Raw genomic sequence first — 20,433 nt, forward strand, 5'->3', positions numbered from 1 at the left:
AGAGTGCGTCAAGCAGCAGTGGAATCCGAAGATGATTTCCTCCCCGGGAGGCCAATAAAGTTCGACGAACCAGGACAGAGCATCAATGGCGGGGTAGTCATGATCCAAGCGAAACGTAATCGGCCGCAGGTTGTCGCGCCATCGAGCGTCGCGGTGTCGAAGCCGCAATGTCCACTCGTACCGTTTAGTGGCCGCTAATGTTGTCGCTTTGGCTCAATGTTCTCGCGAGCGGAATACTGCTCGGTCTGGTCTACGGGCTCGTCGCGCTCGGCCTGACGATCATTTTCGGCGTCATGCGCGTCGTCAACTTCGCGCATGGTGAGATGGTCGTCTTCGGCGTCTACATCGGGTATTGGGCCGTCCGCATTTGGGACGTTCCAATCATTGTCGCGGCGGCGATAGCAGCGGTCGTGATGTTCGCCTTCGGATACCTGTTGGAGACCGTGATCGTGAAGCGGTTCGTCAACCGACCCCATCACTATCAATTCATCGTCTTTATCGGTCTATCGCTGCTTTTCAGCGGCGCCCTGCTGGTGACGTTCGGACCGGATCCCCGTCCCACTGCGTCCCAGCTGTCGTTTCGTACCGTATCGCTTGGCTTCTTGACGCTGGATCTGGCGAGGCTGCAAGCGGCGGCGACTGCAGGCGTGCTCATCGTCGTGCTGGGAGCGTATCTGAAGTTTTCGTCGTTTGGCCGGTCCTTGAGAGCGGCCGCAGACAATCGGTTGGGCGGCCTGGTCGTAGGGCTGAACATTCCGCGGGTATATGCGGTGACCTTTGGTATCGGAACGGCGTGCGCAGGTGTCGCCGGCGCCTTGATATCTCCCTTGTTTGACGCCCAGCCATATCTGGCCGTGGACTTCACTCTGCTCGCTTTCGTGACGGTTATCGTCGGCGGTCTCGGCAGCTTCAGTGGAGCGCTCCTGGGCGGATTGACTATCGGCGTGGCCGAGGCCATCGCGGCCTTGATGTTCGCTCCGTCGATGAAAACAGCACTTCCCTATGCACTCCTGATCGTCATCCTGATCTTCCGTCCCAGAGGGTTTTTCGGTGCAAAAGAGTTTTGATGGCGCGACCGAGATGAAGCGGTGGCTCGCTGGAGGAATGCTCTTCGTCATCCTTGCTTTGGTCGGCGCTGTGTCGAACTCGTACGTCCTCTCGTTGATGACGATCGTCTTGCTGTTCACCTTCATGGGGCAATCGTGGAATCTGATGCTCGGGATCGGCGGCCAACTGTCGATAGGTCATGCCCTCTTTGTTGGCCTGGGAGCTTATTCGGTGGCCGTGCTCGACATCAAGTACGGCCTCTCTCCATGGATAGGCCTTCTGCTCGGCATGGTCATAGCCGGATCCGTCGGTGCGGTGATGGCGTGGTTGAGCTTCCGGTTCGAAGTGCGTGGAATCTATTTCGCGTTGCTAACGATCGCTGCCGCGGAGTTCGCCAGGATCATGTTTAGTGGCTGGGAGTTTGTCGGCGCAATGCAGGGACTGTTCTTTCCAGCGCCAAGCGGCACGATCGACATCTCGATGCTCCGAGGAGATGCGCGGTTCTATTACTTTCTCGCGCTCGCTCTGGCAGCATTGGGCATTGTCGGAACTGAACTCATCTCGCGATCGTACCTTGGATATGTCTGGCGGGCGATGAGGGATGATGACGAGGCGGCCCGCGCTCTCGGTGTCCGCACGTTCCGACACAAAATTCTTGTGATCTCGATATCGGCGGCGGCCGCGGCAGTCGGCGGTGGAATTCTGGCACTCGTGCAAGGATCGATATTTCCAGATTCGATCATGGGCATGGGAATCTCGGTTGACGTCCTGATTGGGCCCGTGGTCGGCGGGCTAGGTACGACGTTCGGCCCGCTGGTCGGATCGCTGGCCGCTATTCCTCTGAACCATTTGATGAGCGCTCTCGGCGACAGTCTTGGGATCCCGGGGCTGAACAATATCGCCTACGGTATCGTTCTGATTTTGGTCGTCTGGTTGTTGCCGGACGGCATTTGGCCGGCGATCGTCCGGCTCTATAAGGCAATCCAGTTGCCATCCAGCGTGTGGCTGCCGCAACCCAGGAAGGCCGAGCGATGACAAGCCTGCTCGAGGTAAAGAACCTCTCTCGATCATTCGGGGGATTAGTCGCAGTCAACGACGTCAGCTTCGCCCTTGCAGCCGGTCATATCACCGCGCTCATCGGGCCGAATGGGGCAGGGAAGACGACATGTTTCAATCTTGTTGCCGGGGCCCTGAAGCCGACGAGTGGGCAGGTGTTCTTCGAGGGGCGTTCGATAAAGAATACACCGCCTGAAGACGTCTGCAGGCTGGGTATCGCGAGAACGTTCCAGATCGTGCGACCGATGCGCGATATGTCGGTCCTGGAGAACGCAATGGTCGGAGCCTTCAGTTGGACCAAGAAAGTAAACGAGGCCAGAGCGACGGCATACGAGTCGCTCGAGAGTGTCGGGCTCGCCGGCAAGGCGAATGCGAGGACGGATCAGTTGACGCTGCCGGATCGGAAGATGCTGGAAACGGCTAAAGCGCTATCCACGCGACCGAAGCTGCTCTTGCTTGATGAGGTGATGGCGGGCCTCCGGCCCACCGAGGCGGCGGGAGTTGTCCGCGTGCTACAGAAATTGGCCGAAAGTGGACTAACGATCCTCCTCGTCGAGCACGTCATGCGGATCGTGATGGAGGTCGCGTCGAGCGTCGTAGTACTTCATCATGGAGCTAAAATCGCAGAAGGAAGTCCTAAAGAGGTGGTCGCGGATCCGAGGGTCCTTGAAAGCTATCTGGGGACGGGCTTCCATGCTTGACGATGCGCTTTTATCGATCGACGGTCTTTGTGTTGCGTACGACGGATCGAACGCCTTGAACGGCATCTCCTTGCAGATCCAAAAGGGCGAGTTGATCTGTGTCGTGGGCGCGAATGGTGCGGGAAAGACTTCCCTGATCAGATCAATCTCAGGCATCGTTCCATCTTCGAGCGGCGTCGTGAGGATGAACGGCGTTGATATTACCGGGATGCCGCCGTGGGAGATCTGCGAACTCGGTATCGCGCAGGTCGCCGAAGGGCGGCAGATTTTTGGAAGCCTTTCCGTCGAGGAAAATCTGCTCCTGGGCGGATCACTCAAGCGCGCGAAAGCCAACCAGATCGAAACACTCGAGTTCGTCTATCAATTGTTTGAGAGGCTCCGAGAGCGTAGGCGACAATTTGCCGGGACGCTATCCGGCGGCGAACAGCAGATGTTGGCTATCGGACGCGCAATCATGTCGAAGCCGGAAGTAGTCATGTTCGACGAGCCGTCTATTGGACTGTCGCCCGCTTTGACGGACGTGATGTTTGGAGTGGTGAAGTCTTTACACGAGCAAGGGATAACGGTGCTTTTGGTCGAACAGAACGTCGCGAAATCCCTCGCGTTGAGCAATCGTGGCTACGTCTTGGAAAACGGATCGATCGTACTCCACGGATCGAGCCACGAACTGCTGAACAACTCCGAGATTCAGCGCGCATATCTCGGAATGTAGCGGGCTTTTCGCCCTTATGTATCAAGCCGCTCAACGAGGGTGGTTCTATCTCTCCTGGCTAGCCGGCTTTACGGTCGGCGGAAGCGCTGGAAATTCGTAGCAGAAAATGCCGCGAGATGGCGCTCTAGCCACAATTTGTGTCGATGCGCGCTGACACGGAAACGGTGTACAGCAATCAATTCCGAGGTGCGTTGCTTAAGCTTTCCCTATGGAAAACAATGACGCCCTTATAGTCCAGCGCGACCTTGACATAGTCACGATGACCATGAATAGGCCGCCAGCAAATGCCTTGAATAACGGACTAATCAATCGCTTGCTGGCCACTTTTCGTGCACTGTCTACCCAATCGTCGCCGCCGGGTGTTGTATTGACGGGACAAGGCGATCGCTTCTTCAGTGCCGGCGGCGACATAAAGGAAGTGGCCGGCATCGAAATATCTAGACCCCGCATGAGGGTCTTCCACGCGCTTCTTTGCGAGATGGAGAGATATCCGGGCCCGGTCGTATGTGCCGTTCGAGGGTATGCAGTCGGAGGGGCGCTGGAATTTCTTCTTCATGCCGACTACGTCGTCGCAAATCGCGAGTGCAAGATCGGATTTCCGGAAATCAACCACGGCCTCTTGCCTGCAGCCAAAGGAATACGGCAAGCAGTCCGGAAACTGGGACTTCGTGAAGCACAGGCATTGCTCTATTGGGGCGAGTTAGTCGATGCGCAGAAAGCCCTCGAAATTGGAGCGGTCAACGAGATCACAACCACCGCGCAAGTGACGATTCGTTCCGTGGAAGTATGTAAGCATCTTCGTGGAAAGGAACAAAAGCTATTTGCCGCGATCAAGCGCTCGTTGAACTTGACGGGACAAATGGATGACTCCTCGCTCGAGGCGATGACGATTGAAGATCTCAGCGCCTATCTGACCGATAATAGTTCTGCAGACGCGCGTGCCCGCTTTCTATCGAAGAATTCAAAGAAGGAATGAATGACCGCATTGGCTGATGAAATCCGCCTAGAGCTCATGAGCGTCGAGGAGGTATCGGCTGCCCTGGCGCAAGGAGGTTCGACGGTCCTGATACCATGCGGCGCTGTCGAGCAGCATGGACCGCATCTTCCGCTTTGCATGGATGCCGATCACGCTGACGCGCTCGCGGCAAGAGTGGCACGGCATCTTGGCAATGCCCTGATAGCCCCTACGATCAAGGTCGGCTGTTCAGCTCACCATCTTGTCTTCCCCGGCACCATCTCCCTTCGACCGGAAACGTTCGAAGCAATCTGCCTGGACTACTGCACAAGTCTCGCACGCCATGGATTCAAGCGCATTCTGCTATTCTCCGGACACATCGGAAACTTTCCGGTCTTGCGCGACATTCTTCCTCGGTTGAGGCGCGCGGTTCCGAAAGACGTTGAGATCGACGCGTTCTGCGACTCTATTGCTTGGATCGACAGGTGGCGAAACGCGGTCAAAGCTGCCGGGGGTGACCCGAATGCAGTTGGTGGGCATGCCGATATAGCGGAGACGTCTCTCATGATGTGTCTCCGCCCCGATAGCGTGCGGCTAGATCGGTTCGAAGTAGGACACTTGGGCGCTCTGTCTGAAGAGCAGCTTCACTCCATGTGGAAGAATGGGATCAAGTCGATCACGGAGAACGGGATCATTGGCGATCCGCATGGTTCGACCGTCGAAATCGGCGAGCGATGCCTTGAGGCGATAGCGGATCTTCTGGTCGTCTCGTTCGGTAAATAAGTCGACGCCTGTTGCACCTCATGCGTGCCGCCAACACAGGAAGCTGCCAGCGAAGGAATACGACGTTGCAGCCCGCAAGAGGTGTTGGTCAGGGACAGAAGCGTGGTTCGGCTGCTTACAGCATAAAATTTGGAAAGTTGTGTAACGACGACCAGCATTCGAACGAAAATGTTGCTCCGCCTATGAAACGCTGTGCCGATCTCGAAATGCTCAGAGGATTTAAAAGATGGCACTTACGTTCGGGTTTTGGTCGGAGCAAGAAACCCAGGTCGGCCAGAGCTATGCGCGCCGACTTCATGAACTGGTGGACGAGGTGCGCCTCGCGGAAAAAGTTGGGTTCGACTGCGTCGCGCTGTCTGAGCAGCACGTCGCGCTCGGCGGTATCTCGAGCTCAGCGCCTGAGGTCGTGTATGGCTACCTCGCCGCCGTGACGTCGCGCGTGAAGCTGCGGTCCGCGGTTACTCTGATGCCGCACAGGATCAATCACGCTTTGCGGTCGGCAGAGCGATTGGCGGTCACCGATATCCTATCCCATGGCCGCATGGAATTTTACGGCGGCCGTGCCAATACGACCATCGCAATGCGCGCGTTCAATGTCGATCCAAGTGAAACGCTTGCGCAGATGGAGGAAGGTCTCGCGCTTCTGAAGAAGTCGATGCGCGAGGATATCTTCACTTTCGAAGGCAAATGTTACCAGATTCCACCGCGAATGCTTGTCCCGAAGCCGGTTCAGAAACCGCATCCGGTCATCGGCATTGCCGCGACCAGCGAACGCAGTCACAGCTGGGCCGGCTCCGAAGGGCTGGCCGTGATGAGCAGCAACATCTACCAAGGGTGGGAAATCCAGGAAAAGCTGATCAACGCGTACCGCAGTGCTTGGAGACGGGACGAACTCGGCCCGCTTGAGCGTGCTCGCATCGGCATTCCGCTCTTCTTCGGCATCGGCCCCACGGACCAGAAGGCGAAGGACGACTACGCTGAGCCGCTGATGCACTATGCGAGGATCTCCACCGACGCGTATCCCCGCCTGGCGAAACTTGCTGATGACTATGCGTACATGAGCGAAAGCGTTCCGGCGATGGAGCGTGCCGCAAAGGACTGGGACTACCTGCTTAACCACTCGGCGACGACGGTCTGCGGAAGCCCCGACACCGTCATTCGCCAGATCGAAAAGTTCCAGGCCCTGGGGATCGATGAGGTGCTTCTTCATCTCGATTCGGTGAACCACGAGAAGATCATGGAAGCGATCGAGATGGTCGGGCGCTACGTGATTCCCTATTTCAACGACAAAAACAACGTCGTGCGGCCCACCGAAGACATCCTCGGGCAAATTCGAGCTATGCGGCCTCAGAAGTAATTTCGCAAAGAAACAAAAGGGAAAGACCAATGCAACAGCATGGCTACAAGTATCTGATCATCGAGAAGCGCGCCAGCGGCGTTGCCGTCGTGACGATGAACAGGCCGGAAATTCTGAACGCGATCAATTGGGACATGCACGAGGAACTGGAGCAGGTCTTCGTGGATCTCGATAAGGACAAGTCGGTCCGTGCGATCGTGCTAACCGGCGCGGGACGCGGCTTCTGTTCGGGCGGCGATCAGAAGTCGCTCGACAAGGGCAAGCTTCCGTCGCCGACAAGGAGCGGACGTCACCTTATCCGCAATATGCTCGAAGTCGAAGTTCCGCTCATCGCGGCGGTCAACGGCGTTGCCGTCGGTCTTGGCGCAACGCTTGCCTTGTTCTGCGACGTCATTTTCGCAAACCCGACCGCGCGATTTGCCGATACGCACGTAACCGCTGGCGTCGTTGCGGGCGACGGTGGCGCGGTGATCTGGCCTCTTTTGATGGGGCCTGTGCGAGCGAAGCACTATCTCATGACGGGCGAGTTCATTTCCGCAGAGAAAGCGGCGTCGATGGGGATGATCAACGAAGTCATTTCGAACCGGGACGTCAGAGACGCTGCAATCGAATACGCCGAGATGCTTGCAGGGGGGCCGCAGGAATCGATCATTTGGACGAAATACAGCGTCAACAAGATCATCAAGCAGTACGCACACCTGCTTCTCGATACTTCGGCCGCGCTGGAGATGCTTACCTTCGCATCGCCGGAGCGTCGCGAGGCTGTAGCCGCATTTGCAGAGAAGCGGAAGCGCTTCGCGGAGCGATAAGATGGACGTCGAATCCGTTACGTCGGGAGCTCAACTCGTCGACGTGACCATTCCGCAGCTTTTGGGCGCGCGAAGAGCCGAACGCCCGGACGCGGTCGCGTATCACCAGAAGCGTCACGGCGAGTGGATCGCCGTGACGTGGAAGCAGTATTCGGATCGGGTCGCAAGCTTGGCGGTTGCCCTGCAGAAAGCCGGGCTCGAGCGTGGGGACCGCATCGCCATCATGGGGGACGTGTCCCAGGAGTGGCTGCTTGCGGACATGGCGACGATCTGCGCCGGCGCCGTGATGGTCGGTGTCTACTTCACCTCGTCGCCGGAAGAAGTCGGCTACTATCTGAGCGATTCCGGAGCGTCCTTCGCCTTCGTCGGCAGCGAGCTTCAGCTGGGCATCGTCCTTGGATCGGGACAGGCTGAAAAGCTGAAAAAGATCATTATGCTGGATGCTGCATGGAACGGGGCCGGCGGAGCGGCAAATGTCGTCTCCCTGAAGGACTTTTGCGGGACGGCTCCGGTCGATACCGACGCATTTTTGCGGGAGCAGGCGGCGAAAGCCAAGGCCAGCGATCTGGCGAGCATCGGATATACCTCCGGCACCACAGGCTTCCCGAAAGGTGCGATGCTGACGCATCTCTCGTTGCTTGCCGGCGCGCACTGCGTGACGACGTTCACCACGCGCATGCGCACCGACACGCATCGCGTTGTCGTCCATCTGCCGATGTCGCATACCGTCGCGCGCGCGCAAGCCACGACAATGCCATTGATCGCAAAAATGGTTCCGTATTTTGGCGAGACGAGCGCGGATTTCGCTCAAACGATCAAGGAAGTCAAGCCGACCTACTTCATGGCGCCGCCGCGGTTCTTTCAGCGGTTTGCCACGCAGATCCTCAGCAAGGTTCATTCCGGGTCTGCGAGGCAGAAGCAGGACTATCAATTCGCGATGAAGATCGCCCGCAAGGCGCTTGATGATCGTCAGGCTGGTGGTGAGCCAGACCCTTTCATATCCGGGCTCTTCGAGGTCTGCCGGAAACAGATATTCCGTCCATTGCTTGCCGAAGTCGGATTCGAAAAACTCACGGTTGCCTTCACGTCCTCGGCGGCGATGCCTTCCGAACTGATGTCTCTGTGGCAATTGTGGGGACTTCAGCTCAAGGAGTGCTACGGCCAGACAGAACTGGTCGGAGCCAACCTGGTCCAGATGGCAGAATGGCCTGAGGCCGGTACCGTCGGAATGCCTTTGCAGGATCCGGCGTGGGAGACAGCGGTTCTTGAAGACGGGGAAATGATCACCCGCGGACCGGGGCTCTTTGTTGGATACTGGAATAAGCCCGAGGAAACCAAGTCGGCTCTGCGGGACGGTTGGCTCTATACCGGAGATATCGTCGAAGTCGGACCGACCGGGCTTTTCAAGCTGATCGATCGCAAAAAAGAAATCATCAATACATCCAACGGGAAGTCAATTAGCCCCACCCAGATCGAAAACGAGGTCCGGCATAGTCCGTTCATCTCCGAAGCGGCGGTGATCGGAGAAGGAAAGAAGTATCTCACCGCGTTGATCGAAGTCGACGCGACCGCGACGATGGATTGGGCGAAATCGCGCGATCTTAAGATCGCACAGTATTCGGACCTGGCGAATTCCGAGGTGGTCGTCCGAATGATTGAAGGCGAGATTGCCAAAGCAAACAGCCGGCTGGCGAGAGCCGAGCAAATCAAGGCCTTTCGAATACTGCCGGAGGAGCTGTCTCCGGAGAATGGCGTGATGACACCGACACGAAAAAAGCGCCGAAAGCAACTGATGGAACGATACCGGTCGCTGATCGATACACTTTACGACGACACCGAAGAGAACCTGATCAAGACCGAGATGGGAATGTGATCTGAACCATTGCCGCTTATGCGAATCATACGTGCCGGGCGCATGTCGCAGCAGCTTTCGAGCTACAGCGCGCACCGTCATCCATCCATAAAGTTTCCTACCGAACCGCCTCAATATTCATTGCAGTCAAAAGGGGACATCACATGAAGAATCGCATCGGAAACGCGATAACGCGCCGCACCGTACTCGGCAGCGGCGTTGGCATCGCTGCCGGGCTTGTATCGTGGCCGGTCAAGGCGGCGACCCCCACCAAGGTGCGAGTCGGCGCGATCATGCCGAGCAGCGGTGTGTTGGCGTTCCCCGGACAGGCTTGCGTGCGCGGCATCAATGTTGGTGCGAAGTTCGCCAAAGAGAAGTTCGGAATCGACATCGAAATCATCCACGCCGATACGCAGAGCAGGCCGGAGAACGGGCGAATCGCCGCCGAGAGCCTCATCAGGCAAGGTTGCAGGGTACTCATTGGAGCCTGGGACTCAGGAGCAACCATCTCGGCGCTCCAGGCCGCGGAGGCCGCGGCCGTTCCGATGGTGGTGCATATCGCAAGCGCGACCCAGGTGACCTCGCAAGGGTTCACCCAGGTCTTTCGCTACTACCCCACGTCGCTGACGATCGTCAGGAAGTCTCTCGCCGACTTGAAGTCGGTCCTGTCGACGCTGAAGGATTCGCCGACGAGCGTCGCCGTTCTTCATCTCAACAACACGATGGGTCAATCGACCGCTGCAAGCATCGATCAGGCCTGGAAGGAAGAGAACGTTCCGCTGAAGATCGCTCAGTACGTTCCGTATGACGAGCGGGCCAAGGACCTCTCGGTTGAGGTCGCGAAGGCCAAGGCGTCGGGCGCCGATGCGCTTGTGTCGGTGACGCGCGTCAATGATGCCATCATGATCATCCGGGAATGCATCAAGCAGGGGTGGAATCCCAAGATGATCTTCTCGCCGAACTCCAACGGCGTGCAGGATAAAGCGTATTACGACGCGCTGGGCAAATACGGCGACGGCGGAATCTCGACGGGCTTGTGGTGCAACCCCAAGGCACCGGACACCGAAGCCATTCTCAAGCGGTTCGCCGCCGACTATCCAAATGATTGGTTCGATGGAAACGCGGGATGCGCGTTCGAAGCCGTGCAGATTGTCGGAGATGCGGTGACCCGCGCAGCTTCCCCGGAGTCTGCAGCAATCCATGCTGCGCTCAAGGCGACTGACATGACGCCGTTCCTGATGTCGAGCGGCAAGATCAAATTTGATGCTACCGGCCAGAATATGGGCAGCGACATAACCATGCTACAGGCCCAGAATGGAAGGCCCCGCGTGGTCTCGCCGCGGGCCGTTGCGGAAGCGGAACTTCAGTATCCGCTGGTTCCGTTCAACGCGCGGTGAACAAGAGATGAGATGCGGCCCCGGACAATCGCACCGGGGCCGCAGCTCTTCGATGGTTGAGCTCTCTGACTCTCCGATTATCGCGTTATGCGAACGGCTCGTGGCTGATGAAACTGGACCGCTCAGCAAGGAATCGGCGAGGGCTTTTTCCCATTGTCTTCTTGAACATCGTTATGAAGGCGCTTGGCGTCTCATAGCCCAAGTCGAGTGAGACGGCCTGAACCGAAGATCCCGCCGATAAGCGCTGCAATGCGACCAGGATGTGGAGCCGCTGTCGCCAGCGCCCGAACGTCATCCCGGTTTCCTTGAATACTAGACGTGCGAATGTGCGCTCGCTCATCGCATATCGAGCAGCCAACTCCTCGACCGTGCTCCGATCGGCAGGATCATTGAGAAGGGAGACGGCCAAATGCTGAAGTCGACTATCGGTAGAGATAGGTAGGTACATCTGTTCGGTGGACATCTGCACCAGTTCGTCGAGCAATACGCGCCCGAGTCGACTTGTCGGTCCCTCGATCGGATACAAGGGTGGAAATACGGATAATCGATGTATCAACTCGCGGACGAGCGACGATATCGTGAATGTGCAACAAGTGGTTGGAAGCATACTCGCCAGCGGATCGATGAAGACGACGTAGACTTTTCCGTTGTCTGACACGCGGTTGCTGTGCAGAACTCCCGCGGGTATCCACACGGCACCTTGCGGCGGAACGATCCATAGTCCGCCCGGTGCACGGCACATGACCGATCCATGAGAGGCGACCACCAACTGCCCCTTCTTGTGCGAATGAAGTGGTAGCTCATCGTTGTCCTGGCCTGTCTCGATGCAGAAGGAGACAATTGGTCGGTCGAACTGGTCTGGATCGATCGGATCGTAATTGATCCGAAGGTCCGGCAAATTCATTCGGGCAAAGCCGTGATCCGTTTCAAAAGCGGGTGACTTGTGCATCGAATTCACTCGTGGAGACTGCGGTTCCAATCTGTTAGGCGGCGATAGGGCCGGCGGAGGATCCCTTCAAAGGATAGCCCGCTGACACATTATCGTCACGGAAAAGTAAGGCGGTCGAGGGAAAATTCGCGGCAGAAGACTGAATGCGGCCCGCCTGACGCGCGGCCGCCAGGCGATCGGTCGCTGATGGTTGCGGTCGCCGCTTGGCATCATGCCTGCGGATCGTTGAGAGAGCCTTGACCCAGCCAGTTTGCGCGTAGTTGCGCAACGAAAGCGCCTGCAATTAATGCGTGTCAATCCGGCCGCGGCAGAATGGCCCGCTCCATGCGTTTCGTGCAGATGATTCCTTATCGGCTCTGCTCCTATGTGCGGCGCGGCAGAGAATGCCGAGTATAGGCGATAGCGCGCCCCTTTAGCTGCGCATTCTGTCAGATGGGTAGGATCTTCGGCAAAATATACCGGGCAACTCAATGCTACCAAGGAAGGAGTTCGCTGGAGCTGCGAGAATGACCGTTCGCATCGATCCGCCGATCAAGGTGGCCAATGCGCAATCGCATGACCAAGACCAAAATGAAACAGCCGATTGGCTCGCTTCCCTCGGGTCTCTTTATCGAAACGCAGGAGCCGAACGTGTCCGATACATCCTTTCGGCCTTGGATCGATGCGCGAACTGGGCGTGTTGCCGAGCGGGAAGAAAGCGCCGAAGCGCGTGAGCGGTTAGAAACCGAAAAGCGAAAGGCAGCATGCAGCTGTCTCGCCGCCGGCTCTTCATAGAGGACCTGGAATATGGCGGAAAATGCTCGGAGTGTCTTCAGTGTACCTTTGAGCGCTCAAGAGGAGGAGTTTGCGGCAGCATGCCGAGACTTCGTTCTGGAGAGGGAGCCTAATCTAGGGTCGTCCATCGTCATAGTGAACAACCAACTCACGATAGCCAATGACCTGCATGTTCGGGAGGCATTTATAGAACTCGGTCTCGCTAGATTAGTCCGAGTTCTCCATCTCGCAATCGAGGGCAAAGCGATTGCGGCTAAGAGAGTACCAAAACTCCTCTTCGACCTGGCGCGCTTCAGAACAAAAGTTATCCGCGCGCTCCGCAGAAGCAATAGAGGATAGTCACTCAGGTAATATCTCACTGTAGCAGGTTTGGTCGCAGCTGATCTCTTCGCGGCACTGTCGGTGTGTGACCGAGATCCGTGCGATAGATGTCGGAAAAGTCATGCAGTGGCATCATCTTCGGTACAAAATGCTGTGCGGAATGTCCGATAGTTCTGCCGCTGAGATCGTTCGTTGAGCCATCTTCGATCGAAATCTGCATTCGGCGTTCGCGAGAGATCCCTATCTTTCGCTTCCTCCCCTTACTTGGCCCGGCTCCATCGCCGGGCCATTTTCTCTCACCACAGTCGGCTAAAACGTTTGGCCAGCGAATTCGGCTCATCGATGATCGTAATGTGGACCGCGGCCGGCTCAGCGGCGTATGATTTTCTTGAGGATTTCGGTAAGCGTTCGAAATTCTTCCCGGGTCAAGGGAGCGAATGTCTCGCTTGAAATCTCGCCGATAGTCTCGATCGCGGCGTCCGCTACCCGCCTGCCCTTTTCAGTCAAATCGATTTCTCGCCGTCGTGGATCTAAAGGATCCTCGGAGCTCTTGATCAGGCCGCGGGATTTGAGACGATTGATAACGCCGGTGATCGTGGCTGAGTCGTAGTGAATCAGCCGTCCCAAGTGGTTTTGAGAGCAAGGTCCGACCTCCCTCAATTTCGCCAGCGTTGAGAATTGGGGTGCAGTTAGTCCTTCAATCATCTTCGCGGCAAAGATGGACGTGTGAGTACGGAGCGCGACGCGCAATAAGAAGCCCGGTGCGTCATCCAGCCTGTAGGACTGTACAGCTTCCTTCAGCCTCTCCGCCGAGCGCCCCTTTGTTTTCGGTTGCACGACTTTCGTCCCCTCGCGGCACGTTGCCTTAGCTCGTTTTGAGAAAAGTGTGAATGTTCAGCTCCGAAAGTCTTCGGCGCCGGTCGTTTGTCTACATTCGTTGAACTCAGGAATCCATCTTTGTTCGACCTCAGTCCGCTTTATCGCGCTTTGCCGCGTCGAGGCGCTCCGGCGACGGCTGCCCTTTTTCCGGCGCATCGGTCTTCCGGGCGCTGAAATCTAGAACATCGAAGGATTGAAACCGCGCGGCGGTGAACATTGGCTGCAAGCGAATTGTTGCGCCCTGCCTCCGATTCTGGGGCCGATGCACACGATCTCACCAATTGTGTACAAGTGCAGCGCTTGCATGCGAGTGCTAAATAGCTTAGCGTCCGCGGATTGCCTTCGTGAGGAGCCAAGCAGGCCCCTGCAACCTTCGGCGGAGGCATCTGGATACCATCGGATTTGCGGATGTCGGCAACTGACAACATGAGTTCCGTTCGACCCGACCTGATTGAGAAGGTCACGGGACGCGCCGAGTACGTTACCGACCTGACGGTTCCGGGAATGTTGCACGGGTTTGTGGTTCGCTCGCCGGCCATTCACGCGCGCATCGTTTCGATCGATACGAGCGCCGCACGATCGATGGACGGCGTCGTGGACGTGCTCGTCGGCGAAGATGTCGCTTCGTTCGGTTGCTGGGGCGTCGTGCTTAAAGACCGGCCGATCATCGCGACCGACCGCGTGCGATATGTGGGCGAGCCCGTCGCAGTGGTGATCGCGGAGACGATCGAGATCGCGGAAAATGCCGCAGAAATGGTCGATGTCGAATACGACGAGCTTCCGCGCGCAACGACCATCCGGGAAGCCCTGGCGGAAGATGCGCCGCTCATCCATGAGCGCCACGAAAATCTCGAAGACTTCTATTTTAAGGGCGGCGCCCGGCCGACCCAGAACAGCAATATATTCCACACTTACCGGAATAACGTCGGAGACGTTGAGGCTGCGGAGGCGGCTGCGGCCTACATCCACGAAGATCGTTTCACCTTTCCAGCCATTTCTCACTTCGCAATGGAGCCGCATGCGGTCATTGCTGATTTCCAGGGCGATTCCCTGACGGTCTGGGCAGGTGCACAAACGCCGACCGCTGTTCAGAAGGTGCTGTCGCGACTCTATGGGCTGCAGTTGGCCAAGGTCCGCGTGATCGTTCCGTTTGTCGGCGGAGGGTTCGGCGGCAAGGCCTCGGTGAAGATCGAGCCTTTGGTTGCCGCTGCATCGTGGAAGGTGCAGCGCCCGGTTCGCGTTGCGCAATCCATGACTGACTCAATGCTCACCTGCCGAAGGTTGGGCGCCGACATCACGATTCGAACGGCTGTGGACGCCAAGGGACGGATCGTCGCCAAGAGCGCCAAACTGCTGCTCGATGGAGGGGCATATTCCGACACAGGCTCAGCCGTCGCCACGAAATCGGCAAATCGCATCATGGGCCCTTACGTGGTGCCCAATCTGCGTCTCGAGGCGTGCGCGGTCTACACGAACACCGTTCCAGGTGCAGCATTCCGCTCGATCGGAGGACCGCAAGCCGTTTGGGCCAAAGAATCGCACATGGATAATGTTGCGGCGGCAATCGGCATGGATCCGGCCGAGTTTCGGTTGCTGAATTTGGCGTCCCGCGGTGAACGCATCCGCCCCGATCTGCGGGCGCTCGACATGGATATGGGCGAGCTGATGGGTCGGGTGACCCAGTCGTTCGCATCGGAGGTGCAAGCATCCAACCAGCAGGCGCGCGGACTGGCAGTCGCCGCAACCGATCCGGCCAATACGCCGATCAGTAACGCGATCGTACGTCTCAAGATCGACGGGTCGATCCTCGTTTCGGTCTCCAGCATCGAAGTCGGCCAGGGTGCACACGCGACAATGGGGCGGATCGCGGCGCAGACCTTGAAGCAGCCGACCTCGGCGGTAACCGTCTTGCGCACCGATACCGCCGTCGCCCCTTACGATTGGGGCACCGGCGCAAGCCGATCGACCGTTGTCGTCGGCCTTTCCGTCGAGAATGCCGCACTCGACGCGGCTGATCAGATCCTCGAAATGGTTGCTGGCGTCTGGGAGCTTCCCCGGGAGAACCTGTCGCTCGTTGAGGGTGGTGTATCGACTGGATCGGAGGTTCTCACCTTCCATCAGATTTTTCACCGCACGTTGGGTGTCGACTCGGGAGAGGTCATCGGCCGCGGCGCGATTACGCCGCGCTCGAGGAAGGCGCCTTGGTCGAGTCCCCCCTGTTCTGGGAGACTTCGGCGGGCCTCGCTGAAATCGTTGTCGATGAAGACACCGGCGAAATCCAAGTCCCTCGATATGCCAGCGCCGCTGACGTCGGCCGCGTAATCAATCGCGTCGCCGCGGAAGGGCAGGACGAGGGGGCTGCCGTCATGGGCCTCGGACACGCGCTTTATGAAGTGCTGGAGTTCGAGGATGGCCAACCCATCAATGCGACGCCGATCGATTATTCGATCCCGCGCATCTCCGACGTTCCCCCCGTGTTTGACACCATCCTTGTCGAAAATGGTGACGGACCTGGTCCAGGCGGCGCCAAGGGAATGGGCGAGGGAGCGATCCTCCCGGTCGCGCCAGCGATCGCCAACGCGCTGTTCTCCACCTACGGCATTCGGATCACCGACCTACCAATGACGCCCGAAAAGGTATGGCGCGCCCTGCAGAAGAGGAGCTGAATTCATGGAATTCAATATGTCGATGGTGGTGCCAGCGACGCCGGCGGAGCTTTGGAGCACGCTGCTCGACATCCCTCGCATATCGGGTTGCATCCCCGGCTGCGAAAACGTCGAGGAAATCGAGCGGCTTGCAACTTACAAAGCGACCGTCAAACAGAAGATCGGTCCTTTCAAGGTCGAGGTCCCGGCCGACATCATCGTTGAATCGGTAACGGAGCCGTCTCACGTCCGCACGCGCGCCACGGGTCGCGACAAGATCACCGGGACGAGGCTGGCGGTTGTTCTCGACGTGACCGTGACGCCGGAAGGGGCGGGGTCCACATTCGCTGTGGACGCGAAGGTCGACGTGCAAGGTCGCCTCGCGACTATGGGGTTCGGCGTCATCAAGCGTCGCGTCGATCAGAACTTCGAAGAGTTCGAGAAGCGGCTCAAAGAAATGCTGGGCGCGACCTGATCATGCTGCCGTCACCCTTCGAATTCGAGAGGCCTTCGACGATCGCCGACGCCGTGCGTGCGGTCGGGGAGTCCGGCGACGGCATGTTCTACTCCGGCGGAACTGAACTGCTGCTGGCGATGAAGATGCGCGTCATCCGTCCGGACCGGCTTGTCGACATCAAGGAAATCGTTGGACTTGATCGCATTGCTCTGAACGATGCGAATGACATCGAAATCGGTGCACGCTGTACGCACAAGAAGATCGCCAGTGATCCTGTTATTCGCGAGTACGTGCCGGCGCTGTCCTCGCTCTGTGCCAACGTCGCAAACGTCAGGGTCCGCAGCGTCGGAACGATCGGAGGCAATCTGTGCTTCGGAGAGCCCCACGCCGATCCGCCGACTATGCTCGCGGCGCTGGACGCGCGGCTGGTGCTTATTGGCCCCAGCGGCACGCGTGTCGTTCACGCTGACGATTTCATCCGGAGCGAGCTGGAAACGGTGCGGGAGCCGGATGAGTTGCTGACGGTCATTGCGTTTCCGCGCCCTACCGGGCCGGTGACCTATCGGCGGTTCAAGCATGGTGAGAGGCCCTCGGTGAATGTCGCGATGGCCTGGTCGCTCGGCGCCGGCGGAAGGACGATCACAAGCGCCCGCGTGCGGGTCGGAGCGCTCGGTTCGCGACCTCAGCTCCTGAAGGCCGTCGAAGACGCCCTCCAGGGCATATCCGTCGCCGAAGTCCGCCCGGCTATCGAGGCGGTGCTCCCGACGGCGCTGGATGAGCTTGAAGTCAACGAGGATCGGCATGGCGGCGCCGACTATAAGCGCCACCTTGCAGGTGTCTTGCTTCTGCGAAACGCCGAAGAAGCGATCGCCGCAGGCGGGAGCGCGTGAAATGACACATGTGCTGCCCATTTCATTCTCGTTGAACGGTCAGGCGATCGCGATCGAGGTTCCGACCCATACGCTATTGATCGATCTTATCCGGGATCGCCTTGGCCTGAAGGGAACCAAGCGCTCCTGCGACATGGAGGTGTGCGGCGCCTGCACCGTTCTGCTCGACGGTGAACCGATCTCGAGTTGCACCACACTCGCCGTCGATGTCGATCAGCGCGAGATCACGACAATTGAGGGCGTGACGCCGTCCGATGGCCTGTCGCGGATTCAGAAGGCGTTCGTGCTTCACGGTGGCCTTCAGTGCGGCTTCTGCACGCCGGGCTTCATCATGGCGGTCACAGCGTTGCTGAAGGCAACGCCGCACCCCACCGACGAACAAATCCGTCACTACCTGCACGGCAACCTTTGCCGTTGCACCGGATACACCAAGATTTTCGAGGCCGTAAGGAGCCTTGCCGTCGAGCAAGTCTCCGAAGATGCCGCCTAACCCGTTGCGAGATAGCGCAATTATCGTTTGGAGATGCCATGAGCATTGAACAGGTCAGTAAATCAAGCGTTCTCATTGCCGGCGCCGGCATTGGCGGCTTGGCGATGGCACTATCGCTGCTTCGTCGCGGCATCGACTGTGACGTGTTTGAGCAAGCGTCCGAGTTGCGCGAGGTGGGAGCGGGTCTTTGGATCTCCATGAACGGCGTGCGCGTTCTTCGGGATCTCGGCCTCACCGAACAGGTCGAGCAGAACTGCATCGCGGCCGAGCGACGCTCGATCCGCCTCTGGAACACCGGTGATAGGTGGCCCCTCTACAACCGCAGCTCCGACGCGGCGCGCAACCAGCCCTATTTGCTGCTGCGCGCTCACCTGCTGAAGATCCTCGTTGACGGCGTGCGTCAGTTGAAGCCGGGTGCCATTCATCTGAACGGCCACGTTGTCGGCTTCAGTCAAAACGACGAAGGGGTTCGGGCCAAGCTCGCTGACGGCTCCGAAATCGAAGGGCGCGCCCTGATCGGCGCAGACGGTGCTCATTCGAAGGTCCGTCTTGGTCTCATCGGCAACATCGAGAGCCAGTACACGAAGGCCATCGCTTGGCGTGGTCTCGTGCCGGTCGACCGCCTTGCGCCGCATCAGCGCGAACCCGAGGTGGCAACCTGGATCGGGCCCACCGCGCATGTCACGGCCTATCCAGTGCGCTGGCAGAACACGGTCATGATGACCTTTTCGGGCCAGGTCGACCATAACGATTGGCTGCTCGAATCCTGGTCGGAGAAGGGCTCGGTCGAGGAATGCCTGAAGGACTTCGAGGGCTGGCATCCGGACATCATCGAGCTGGTCAAGAATGTGGATACCCTGAATAAGTGGGGCCTGTTCGTGCGGCCGGCGCTGGGTACGTGGTCGAAGGGACGCATCACCCTGCTCGGCGACGCCTGCCATTCGATGCTGCCGTACCTCGGGCAGGGTGTGAACATGGCCCTGGAGGATGCATCCGTCCTCGCGCGTTGTTTCGAGGAGAATCCCGATGACATCGCGGCGGCACTCAAGACGTATCAGGGCCTGCGGCTCGATCGTACCACCAAGGTCGTGAAGTCCGCGGCCGGCATGCTGCCGATCTTCCATAACCAGGCACTGTGCAAGGCCGAAACAGCGGGTAACTACATCAAGACCCAATGGGCGCCGGAAGCGACGGCTGCGCGATACGATTGGATCTACCAGTACGACGCGACCACCGTGCCGCTTCACTGACGTGCTCACGATTGGGACCGCTGGAGCGCAACAGTGACTGGCACCAAGCAACCCTGGGACGATGTGATACCGCTGGACGAGCGCGAGACCTATGCGCTCGCCGGGCTGGGTGGCGCGGCGGGATTCGGCAAACGACCAGCATTGCTGGTCATCGACGTGCAGTATCGTTCGGTCGGCGACCGGCCGATGCCGATCCGCGAAGCGATCAAGCAATACCCCACCAGCTGCGGCGAGGCCGGTTGGCATGCCATCGCACACATCGCCGAATTGGTGCCGTTGTTTCGCGAGAAAAATTGGCCGGTGATTTTCCCGCATGTCGCGCGGAAGGTGGGCCAGGACCAGGGCGCGTTCTCCGCGAAGATCCCGGGTATCATGCGGATCCCGCCCGAGGGCTATGACTTCGTCCGTGAGGTGGCTCCGGAGCCCGGCGAGTTGCTCCTGCCGAAGACGCAGGCGAGCGCGTTCTTCGGCACTCCGCTTGCGACGTATCTGATCGGTGCCGGCGTCGACTCGCTGGTGGTGACCGGCTGCACGACCAGCGGCTGCGTGCGGGCGTCGGTCGTGGATGCGTGCGCGCTGAACTTCAAATCAATTGTGCCGAGCGACGCGGTCTACGACCGCTCGCCCACGTCCCACGCCGTCAACCTGTTCGATATCGCCAGCAAATACGCGGATGTCATGCCGACGCAGGCCGCCATCGAGCGGCTTCACGCGCTGTCGGATGACCACACAAAGGATCGGCGGACGTGAGCGGCGCCGCGGCATCCGGATTGCTTTACGGCGCGCATGTGCGTGCCAACGGCATTCGGCAGCATTATCTGCGGTTCGGCGGGTCCGGGCCGGCGATCGTCATTGTCCCCGGCATCTCGACGACTGCGGCGCAATGGGCCTTCATCGCAGAGCGCCTGTGCTCCGGACACGACGTTTTCGTGCTCGATGTCCGCGGTCGCGGCCTTTCCGAAAGCGGCCCGCACCTCAACTATTCGCTCGACGCATGCGCATCCGACCTTATCGGGTTCGCTGAAGCGCTCGGACTAGTGGTTCATCACAGTGATTTTGACGTTTTGATACCGAGCCATTCGAGGATCGGCAAGTTTTCGGGTGGCAGG

General features: G+C 58.7%; 22 protein-coding genes. 19 read left to right on the forward strand and 3 right to left on the reverse strand.

What is annotated here, in order from left to right:
- Positions 1-197: 197 nt before the first annotated feature.
- The 10 genes from AAFX91_RS14620 (at position 198) to AAFX91_RS14665 (ending at position 10,669) form a co-directional block, all read left to right on the forward strand.
- Entirely contained in the window at positions 198-1,067 is an 870-nt protein-coding gene (locus tag AAFX91_RS14620; RefSeq protein ID WP_394566934.1) for a branched-chain amino acid ABC transporter permease, read from the forward strand.
- Entirely contained in the window at positions 1,051-2,082 is a 1,032-nt protein-coding gene (locus tag AAFX91_RS14625; RefSeq protein WP_394566935.1) for a branched-chain amino acid ABC transporter permease, read from the forward strand. The genes AAFX91_RS14620 and AAFX91_RS14625 overlap by 17 nt, the downstream gene beginning before the upstream one ends.
- Positions 2,079-2,804 (forward strand): ABC transporter ATP-binding protein, encoded by a 726-nt coding sequence (locus AAFX91_RS14630; RefSeq protein WP_282531710.1) that lies wholly within the window; start codon positions 2,079-2,081, stop codon positions 2,802-2,804. Before AAFX91_RS14625 ends, AAFX91_RS14630 begins: the two co-directional genes overlap by 4 nt.
- Entirely contained in the window at positions 2,797-3,516 is a 720-nt protein-coding gene (locus AAFX91_RS14635; RefSeq protein ID WP_394566936.1) for an ABC transporter ATP-binding protein, read from the forward strand. Before AAFX91_RS14630 ends, AAFX91_RS14635 begins: the two co-directional genes overlap by 8 nt.
- A 259-nt stretch (positions 3,517-3,775) precedes the next feature.
- Positions 3,776-4,492 (forward strand): enoyl-CoA hydratase/isomerase family protein, encoded by a 717-nt coding sequence (locus AAFX91_RS14640; protein WP_394566937.1) that lies wholly within the window; start codon positions 3,776-3,778, stop codon positions 4,490-4,492.
- Complete coding sequence (locus AAFX91_RS14645; RefSeq protein WP_394566938.1) at positions 4,493-5,254, forward strand: creatininase family protein; 762 nt, start codon at positions 4,493-4,495, stop codon at positions 5,252-5,254. It abuts the gene before it with no gap.
- 226 nt (positions 5,255-5,480) lie between these two features.
- On the forward strand, positions 5,481-6,611 hold the full coding sequence (locus AAFX91_RS14650) for an LLM class flavin-dependent oxidoreductase (protein ID WP_394566939.1): 1,131 nt from the start codon (positions 5,481-5,483) through the stop codon (positions 6,609-6,611).
- 29 nt (positions 6,612-6,640) lie between these two features.
- The gene (locus tag AAFX91_RS14655) at positions 6,641-7,420 is read left to right on the forward strand and encodes an enoyl-CoA hydratase/isomerase family protein (RefSeq protein WP_394566940.1); all 780 of its coding nucleotides are present in this window, start codon (positions 6,641-6,643) and stop codon (positions 7,418-7,420) included.
- A 1-nt stretch (position 7,421) separates the two neighbouring features.
- Positions 7,422-9,293 carry an AMP-dependent synthetase/ligase gene (locus AAFX91_RS14660; protein ID WP_394566941.1) on the forward strand — a complete coding sequence of 624 codons (1,872 nt, stop codon included), beginning with the start codon at positions 7,422-7,424 and terminating at the stop codon, positions 9,291-9,293.
- A 143-nt stretch (positions 9,294-9,436) separates the two neighbouring features.
- Positions 9,437-10,669, forward strand: coding sequence for an ABC transporter substrate-binding protein (locus tag AAFX91_RS14665; protein WP_394566942.1), 1,233 nt, complete (start codon positions 9,437-9,439; stop codon positions 10,667-10,669).
- An 85-nt stretch (positions 10,670-10,754) separates the two neighbouring features.
- On the opposite strand, the gene AAFX91_RS14670 is transcribed toward AAFX91_RS14665, so the two are convergent.
- Entirely contained in the window at positions 10,755-11,618 is an 864-nt protein-coding gene (locus AAFX91_RS14670) for a helix-turn-helix domain-containing protein (RefSeq protein WP_282531702.1), read from the reverse strand.
- Between the two features lie 555 nt (positions 11,619-12,173).
- Here AAFX91_RS14670 and AAFX91_RS14675 point away from each other — a divergent pair.
- Positions 12,174-12,392: a hypothetical protein gene (locus AAFX91_RS14675; RefSeq protein WP_394566943.1), complete on the forward strand. Its 219-nt coding sequence runs from the start codon at positions 12,174-12,176 to the stop codon at positions 12,390-12,392.
- Positions 12,393-13,082: 690 nt separating this feature from the next.
- Here AAFX91_RS14675 and AAFX91_RS14680 read toward each other — a convergent pair.
- Together AAFX91_RS14680 and AAFX91_RS14685 are read right to left on the reverse strand one after the other, a co-directional pair.
- Entirely contained in the window at positions 13,083-13,550 is a 468-nt protein-coding gene (locus tag AAFX91_RS14680) for a MarR family winged helix-turn-helix transcriptional regulator (protein WP_165420968.1), read from the reverse strand.
- A 130-nt stretch (positions 13,551-13,680) separates the two neighbouring features.
- Positions 13,681-13,809: a hypothetical protein gene (locus AAFX91_RS14685; protein ID WP_283813493.1), complete on the reverse strand. Its 129-nt coding sequence runs from the start codon at positions 13,807-13,809 to the stop codon at positions 13,681-13,683.
- Between the two features lie 191 nt (positions 13,810-14,000).
- On the opposite strand from AAFX91_RS14685, the gene AAFX91_RS14690 reads away from it, so the two are divergent.
- The 8 genes from AAFX91_RS14690 to AAFX91_RS14725 form a co-directional block, all read left to right on the forward strand.
- Positions 14,001-15,914, forward strand: a complete 1,914-nt coding sequence (locus AAFX91_RS14690; RefSeq protein WP_394566944.1) for a xanthine dehydrogenase family protein molybdopterin-binding subunit — start codon at positions 14,001-14,003, stop codon at positions 15,912-15,914.
- Positions 15,869-16,258, forward strand: coding sequence for a molybdopterin cofactor-binding domain-containing protein (locus AAFX91_RS14695; protein ID WP_394566949.1), 390 nt, complete (start codon positions 15,869-15,871; stop codon positions 16,256-16,258). The genes AAFX91_RS14690 and AAFX91_RS14695 overlap by 46 nt, the downstream gene beginning before the upstream one ends.
- Before the next feature lie 16 nt (positions 16,259-16,274).
- Positions 16,275-16,712 carry a CoxG family protein gene (locus AAFX91_RS14700; protein ID WP_245475674.1) on the forward strand — a complete coding sequence of 146 codons (438 nt, stop codon included), beginning with the start codon at positions 16,275-16,277 and terminating at the stop codon, positions 16,710-16,712.
- Between the two features lie 2 nt (positions 16,713-16,714).
- Positions 16,715-17,584, forward strand: a complete 870-nt coding sequence (locus AAFX91_RS14705; RefSeq protein WP_394566945.1) for an FAD binding domain-containing protein — start codon at positions 16,715-16,717, stop codon at positions 17,582-17,584.
- Between the two features lies 1 nt (position 17,585).
- The gene (locus tag AAFX91_RS14710) at positions 17,586-18,074 is read left to right on the forward strand and encodes a (2Fe-2S)-binding protein (RefSeq protein ID WP_394566946.1); all 489 of its coding nucleotides are present in this window, start codon (positions 17,586-17,588) and stop codon (positions 18,072-18,074) included.
- 38 nt (positions 18,075-18,112) lie between these two features.
- Positions 18,113-19,324, forward strand: coding sequence for an FAD-dependent monooxygenase (locus AAFX91_RS14715; RefSeq protein WP_282531696.1), 1,212 nt, complete (start codon positions 18,113-18,115; stop codon positions 19,322-19,324).
- A gap of 33 nt (positions 19,325-19,357) precedes the next feature.
- The gene (locus tag AAFX91_RS14720) at positions 19,358-20,074 is read left to right on the forward strand and encodes an isochorismatase family protein (protein WP_394566947.1); all 717 of its coding nucleotides are present in this window, start codon (positions 19,358-19,360) and stop codon (positions 20,072-20,074) included.
- Positions 20,071-20,433, forward strand: a 363-nt coding sequence (locus tag AAFX91_RS14725; RefSeq protein ID WP_394566948.1) for an alpha/beta fold hydrolase, incomplete at its 3' end; no start/stop codon positions are given. The genes AAFX91_RS14720 and AAFX91_RS14725, both read left to right, overlap by 4 nt.

Source organism: Bradyrhizobium sp. 31Argb (assembly GCF_043638955.1).
Lineage (GTDB): Bacteria > Pseudomonadota > Alphaproteobacteria > Rhizobiales > Xanthobacteraceae > Bradyrhizobium.